Genomic DNA, 6,230 nt, shown 5'->3' on the forward strand with positions numbered 1-6,230 from the left:
CGATGCGGACTCGGATGTGGACTCGGATGTGGACTTGGGTGCGGTCTTCACAGCTGGGCCGTCCTCCGCCGTCGTACGAGAAAGATGAAGACCGGGCCGCCGATGATCGCGGTGATGATCCCGACCTGGACCTCCGAGGGGCGGGCGACGACCCGGCCGATCACGTCGGAGCCCAGCAGCAGCACGGGCGACAGGATCGCCGCGTACGGCATGATCCAGCGCAGGTCGGGCCCGGTGAAGGAGCGGACGACGTGCGGGACCATCAGGCCGACGAACACGATCGGCCCGCAGGCGGCGGTCGCGGCCCCGCACAGCACGGTGGCGGCGAGCATGGACAGCGCCCGGGTGCGGTTGAGGTGCGCGCCGAGGGCCTTGGCGGTGTCGTCGCCCATGGCCATGGCGTTCAGCGGCCGGGCGAGGGCGAACGCGAGGACGGTGCCGGCCGCGAGGAAGGGCAGGACCTGCCAGATCATGTCCTCGGTCGCCGAGGTCAGCGAGCCGACCGTCCAGAAGCGCATCCGGGCCAGCGCCGCCTTGTCCATGATCATCACGGCCTGGACGTACCCGAAGAGCGCGGCACTGAGCGCGGTCCCGGCGAGCGCGAGCCGCACCGGCGTGGCCCCCCGGCTGCCGCCCAGGAACCAGACCAGCGCGCCGACCGTCGCGGCGCCGAAGAACGCGAACCACACATAGCCGCTGAGGCTGGTCACGCCGAAGTAGGTGATGGCGGTGACCACCGCGGCCGACGCGCCCGCGTTGATGCCGAGCAGTCCGGGGTCGGCGAGCGGATTGCGGGTCAGTGCCTGGAGCACGGTTCCGGACAGCCCCAGTGCGGCACCGACCAGCAGTCCGAGCACCGTCCGCGACACGCGCTCCCCGACGACGACATCGCCGTACGTCCCGGTGTCCTGGAACAGCCCGTGCCACACCTGGTCCAAGGACAGCTCCTTGGCGCCGATGGCGATGCTCGCCAGCGCCACCAGTAGCAGGACCACGAGGGAAGCGAGCAACCCGAGGGAACGTATCGCCCGGCGGGTTGGGGGCGCGGGGGCGGTCTCCGCGCGCTGTTCGGGAACACTGTCGACCAACACGCGGTTAGGTTAGCCTACCCTGCCATCCCGCCCCGATCCCTGGTCACGGCTACGCGCCGCCTCTCACGGCCGTCGGGCGACCAGCACGACGACCCCTGTCACCACCGCGGCCCACACCGCCGCGCTCACAACCCCAGCCGGGCCAGCGCCTTCCCGCCGTCCAGGCCGCACGATCCCTCGCCCGCCGCGGTCCAGGCCGCCGCGCACAGCGCCCGCAGCCCGTCCAGGACGGCACCGTCACCGTCGAGTTCCAGCCTCCCCGACACGGGACCGCGCTCCCCCGGGCGGACTTCCGTCGCGCCCGCCGACGCCGTCCATCCTCCGCACCGGAAGCCACCGCCCTCCTGCACCACCTCCGGCTGCCCGGTCAGCAGGCCGCGCAGATCGGCGTCCACGTACGTCGGCCGGTGCTGCGGCGGGGCCGCGAGGAGCAGCGCCCCGTCGGTCACCCCGGTCAGCACGAGCAGCGAGTCCACTCCGCCGTTGAACGCGCCCTCGATGTCGGTGTCCAGCCGGTCACCGACCACCAACGGCCGCTCGGCGCCCGTCCGCAGGATCGTCTCCCGGTGCATGGGCGGCAACGGCTTGCCCGCGACCTGCGGCTCGGCACCGGTGGCGATCCGCACGACCTGCACCGCTGCGCCGTTCCCCGGCGCGATCCCCCGCCCGCTGGGAATCGTCAGGTCGGTGTTGGACGCGAACCACGGCACCCCGCGCGCGACGGCGTACGACGCCTCGGCGAACCGCCCCCACGCCAGGTCGGGTCCGCCGTACCCCTGCACCACGGCCGCCGGATCGTCGTCCGCCGACTCGACGGGCTCCAGCCCGCGCTCGCGCAGTGCGACCCGCAGCCCCTGGCCACCGATGACCAGGACCCGCGCACCGGCCGGCACCTGCTCACTGATCAGCCGGGCGACCGCCTGCGCCGAGGTGATGACCTCGTCCGCCCCGGTCGGTATGCCCAGCTCGGTGAGGTGTTCCGCCACGGCGTCGGGCGTGCGCAGCGCGTTGTTGGTGACGTACGCCAGCCGCATGCCGCCCGCGCGCGCGATCGCCAGCGACTCGACGGCGTGCGCGATCGCGTTGCCCCCCGCGTACACCACCCCGTCCAGGTCGAGCAGCGCCGTGTCGTACGCCTCGCTCAGGGCCTGCCCACTGCCCTCGGGCCTCGTCCTGACGCTCCGGCTCATTCCACATCGCTCCTCGTTCGATCGCTTTCCCCGATCATCCCGCATGCCACCGACACACGTACGATGCCGGGATGAACTCAGCAGGTCACTCGGAAGCGACGGCGCCCCGAGGCCTGGAACTCACCCCGTTCCGAGGCCTGCGCTACGACCCCGACCGGGTCGGAAGTCTCGCCGCCGTCACCTCCCCGCCGTACGACGTCGTGGTCCGCCCCGACGGCCTGCACCACCTCCAGGACGCGGACCCGTACAACATCGTCCGGCTGATCCTCCCTCAGGCGACCACGCCCAGCGCCCGCAACGAACAGGCCGCCGACACCCTCCGCCGCTGGCTCGACGAGGGCGTCCTCACGACCGACCCGGTACCCGCCCTGTACGTCTACGAGCAGCGGCACGCCGACGGCATGCTCCAGCGGGGCCTCATCGGCACCCTGCGGGTCTCCGAGCCCTCGGCCGGCGTCGTCCTCCCCCACGAGGACGTGATGCCGCACATCGTCGCCGACCGTGCGGCCCTGATGCGCGCCACCCGGGCCAACCTCGAACCCCTGCTCCTCACCTACCGCGGCAACGGCACGGCGGCGGAGATCATCGAACACTCCGCCGGCCAGGACCCGCTCCTGTCGACGACCACGGAGGACGGCTTCAGCCACCGCCTCTGGTCGATCACCGACCCCGCCCAGGTGGCCCGCGTCCAGGCCGACCTCGCCCGCCACCAGGCCCTCATCGCCGACGGCCACCACCGCTGGGCGACGTATCTGCGGCTACGCGCGGAGCACGGCTCCCCCAGCCCCTGGGACGACGGCCTGGTTCTCCTGGTAGACACCGCCCGCTACCCCCTGCGCGTCCGTGCCATCCACCGCCTCCTGCACGGCCTCCCCGTCGCGGAGGCACTGGCCGCGGTCGAGGGCCTGTTCCGCGTCCGGCGTCTGGAGGTTCCCCTGGCCGGGGCCCTCGACGCCCTCGCGGACGCGAGCGCCGAGGGCAACGCCTTCCTGCTGGCCGGCGACGGTGCCTTCCACCTCCTGGACCGCCCGGACCCGGCCCTGCTCGCCCGTACGGTCCCCGCCGACCGCCCGCAGGCCTGGCGCACCCTGGACGCGACCGTCCTGCACACCACGCTCCTGGACCAGGTGTGGCACATCCCCGAGGACGACCCGACCCGCATCGCCTACATCCACGACACGGCCGCCACGGTCGACAAGGCCGAACGCGACGCCGGTACGGCCGTACTGCTGCACCCGGTCCGCGAGGAGGTCGTTCGCGACCTCGCCCGCCAGGGCGTCACCATGCCCCGCAAGTCGACGTCGTTCGGCCCGAAACCGGCCTCGGGCCTGGTCCTGCGCACCCTGGACCTCTGACCGGGAAGCCTCAAGCAAGAGGGTAGAGAAAGGGGCTCGGCTCCGGTATGACACCGGAGCCGAGCCCCTTTCCCTCACCTACGCACGTCAGTCCTGGTCGTCGGCCTTGCCCTCGACCGGCTGCTCAACCTCGGCCTCGACCTCGACCTCGACGGCGACCTCGTCGTCGCCGTCCTCGGTCATCGCGTCGACGAACTCCACGCCGTCCAGCTCGGCCAGCCGGTCCGAGGCGTCGGTGCTGCTGTCGCGGTCGGCCTCGACGGCCTTCGCGAACCACTCCCGCGCCTCGCCCTGACGGCCGGCCGCGAGCAGCGCGTCGGCATACGCGTACCGCAGCCGCGCGGTCCACGGCTGCACCGAGTTCGACGCCAGCTCGGGGCTCTGGAGCGTCACGATCGCCGCGTCCAGCTGATCCATGTCACGCCGGGCACCGGCCGCGACGAGCCGCATCTCGACCTGCCCGGCCTTGTCGAGCTTGTGCACCTCGGGCGCGCCGGCCATCTCCAGCGCCTTCTCCGGCCGCCCGAGCCCACGCTCGCAGTCGGCCATGACGGGCCACAGTTCCACGGACCCGGTCATACGCCGCGCGGCACGGAACTCGGCCAGCGCCTCGCTGTACTTCTGTGTGGCGTACGCCGCGAACCCGGCAGCCTCGCGTACGGCGGCGACGCGCGACGCGAGCCGCAGCGCCACCTTCGAGTACGCGTAGGCGTTCTCGGGCTCCTCGTCGATGAGCCGCGCGACCATCACCAGGTTCTTGGCGACGTCCTCCGCAAGCCCCTTGGGCAGGCTCTGCAGCTCCTGCCGTACGTCCTTGTCGATCTCGTCGCCGGTGACGTCCTCGGGGATCGGCAGCCGCTTGATCGGCTCGCGGTCGCGGTCCCGGTCGTCCCGCCCCTGGTAGCCACCGGGACGACCACCACGCCGGTCGTCCCGACGGTCGTCGCGCCCGCCACGGTCGTCACGGCCACGGAAGCCACCGGGCCGCCCGCCACGGTCGTCACGCCCCTGGAAACCACCGGGCCGGCCACCGCGGTCGTCCCGTCCCCGGAACCCACCGCGATCCCCACCACGCTCGCCCCCACGACTGTCCTCACGCCGGACGAAGCCACCGCGGTCTCCCCGGTCGTCGCTACGGCGGTCGTCCCGGCGGTCGTCGCTACGACGCTCCGCCGGACGGTCGTCCCGGCGGTCGTCGCGCCGGAAGGCGGGACGGTCACCACGGTCGTCACGGCGGAACGGAGGCCGCTCACCACGGTCACCGCGATCGTCACGACGGAAGGGAGGACGGTCACCACGGTCGTCCCTGCGCGGTCCACGGTCCCGGTCGTCACGCCGGACGAAACCGCCGCGGTCTCCGCGGTCGTCGCTACGGCGGTCGTCCCGGCGGTCGTCGCTACGACGCTCCGCCGGACGGTCGTCCCGGCGGTCGTCGCGCCGGAAGGCGGGACGGTCACCACGGTCATCACGGCGGAACGGAGGCCGCTCACCACGGTCGTCACGGCGCGGTCCGCGATCGCGGTCGTCACGCCGGACGAAGCCACCGCGGTCTCCGCGGTCGTCGCTACGGCGGTCGTCACGCCGATCGTCGCTACGACGCTCCGCCGGACGGTCGTCCCGGCGGTCGTCGCGCCGGAAGGCGGGACGGTCACCACGGTCATCACGACGGAAGGGAGGCCGCTCACCGCGATCGTCACGACGGAAGGGAGGCCGCTCACCACGGTCACCGCGATCGTCACGACGGAAGGGAGGACGGTCACCACGGTCGTCACGACGCGGCCCACGGTCCCGGTCGTCACGCTGGAACGCCGGCCGCGAACCCCGATCACCCTGACCGCCACGACTGTCGTCACGACGGCCCGCAGCCGGCCGGTCGTCGCGCCTGTCGTCGCGACGGAAGCCACCACGATCACCGCGGTCATCGCCACGCCGGTCATCACGGCGGTCGTCACGCCGTGCGTATCCGCCGCCACCCCCGCTGGGGCGTCCCGCGCCGCCACCACGGTTGTCGTCACGTCGGCCGGCAGCGGGACGATCGTTGTCACGACGGAAGCCGCCACGGTCTCCGCGGTCGCTGCGGAAGCCTCCGCGCTCGCCACGGTCTCCGCGGTCCCCACTGTCCCGTCGCCGCTGGTCGCGTTCCGGTCGATCGTCGGGAGAGTTGGTGGACATGGGTGACTCCTGTCTTCGGTACTGCAAGTAATTCTCGCGCAGCCGGCTACCCGGCGCTTCCTGGAAAAACAAAAGGACCCCTGGTCCCCAGCGTGAACGCTGGGGACCAGGGGTCCTTCCAAAGATTGTTCGGCGGCGTCCTACTCTCCCACAGGGTCCCCCCTGCAGTACCATCGGCGCTGTGAGGCTTAGCTTCCGGGTTCGAAATGTAACCGGGCGTTTCCCTCACGCTATGACCACCGAAACCCTAATGGTTTCGAGCGAACAAGCACACTTTTTACTTGTTTAGCTCTAAGCCGGCAACTGTTCGTTGCCTCAGAACTAACACAGTGGACGCGAGCAACTGAGGACAAGCCCTCGGCCTATTAGTACCAGTCAGCTTCACCCGTTACCGGGCTTCCACATCTGGCCTATCAACCCAG

At 71.8% G+C, this 6,230-nt stretch carries 5 protein-coding genes and 2 rRNA genes; 1 reads left to right on the plus strand and 6 read right to left on the minus strand.

Annotation, left to right across the window (positions count from 1 at the left end):
• Positions 1 to 47: 47 nt before the first annotated feature.
• Both P1P75_RS06335 and P1P75_RS06340 read right to left on the minus strand, forming a co-directional pair.
• Complete coding sequence (locus P1P75_RS06335) at positions 48 to 1,091, minus strand: iron ABC transporter permease (RefSeq protein ID WP_319252406.1); 1,044 nt, start codon at positions 1,089 to 1,091, stop codon at positions 48 to 50.
• 125 nt (positions 1,092 to 1,216) lie between these two features.
• Positions 1,217 to 2,281 (minus strand): HAD-IIA family hydrolase, encoded by a 1,065-nt coding sequence (locus P1P75_RS06340; RefSeq protein WP_319252407.1) that lies wholly within the window; start codon positions 2,279 to 2,281, stop codon positions 1,217 to 1,219.
• Positions 2,282 to 2,352: 71 nt separating this feature from the next.
• Here P1P75_RS06340 and P1P75_RS06345 point away from each other — a divergent pair, with 71 nt between their 5' ends.
• The gene (locus P1P75_RS06345) at positions 2,353 to 3,636 is read left to right on the plus strand and encodes a DUF1015 domain-containing protein (protein ID WP_319252408.1); all 1,284 of its coding nucleotides are present in this window, start codon (positions 2,353 to 2,355) and stop codon (positions 3,634 to 3,636) included.
• 87 nt (positions 3,637 to 3,723) lie between these two features.
• Here the strand turns inward: P1P75_RS06345 and P1P75_RS06350 are convergent, their stop codons facing one another.
• From P1P75_RS06350 to P1P75_RS06365, 4 genes are all read right to left on the minus strand, one after another.
• Entirely contained in the window at positions 3,724 to 4,491 is a 768-nt protein-coding gene (locus P1P75_RS06350; RefSeq protein WP_319252413.1) for a hypothetical protein, read from the minus strand.
• On the minus strand, positions 4,383 to 5,930 hold the full coding sequence (locus P1P75_RS06355; RefSeq protein WP_319252414.1) for a hypothetical protein: 1,548 nt from the start codon (positions 5,928 to 5,930) through the stop codon (positions 4,383 to 4,385). The genes P1P75_RS06350 and P1P75_RS06355 overlap by 109 nt, the downstream gene beginning before the upstream one ends.
• Positions 5,931 to 5,935: 5 nt before the next feature.
• A 5S ribosomal RNA gene (rrf, locus tag P1P75_RS06360) occupies positions 5,936 to 6,052 on the minus strand.
• A 101-nt stretch (positions 6,053 to 6,153) separates the two neighbouring features.
• Positions 6,154 to 6,230 (minus strand): 23S ribosomal RNA (locus P1P75_RS06365); the annotation flags it as partial.

The sequence above is a fragment of the Streptomyces sp. ID05-39B genome, from assembly GCF_033794725.1.
Classification (GTDB): Bacteria; Actinomycetota; Actinomycetes; order Streptomycetales; family Streptomycetaceae; genus Streptomyces; species Streptomyces bobili.

Bases quoted from the DNA above. Each gene is read 5' to 3' on its own strand.
- P1P75_RS06340 (WP_319252407.1), bottom strand. From the start codon at position 2,281: ATGAGCCGGAGCGTCAGGACGAGGCCCGAGGGCAGTGGGCAGGCCCTG.
- P1P75_RS06345 (WP_319252408.1), top strand. From the start codon at position 2,353: ATGAACTCAGCAGGTCACTCGGAAGCGACGGCGCCCCGAGGCCTGGAA.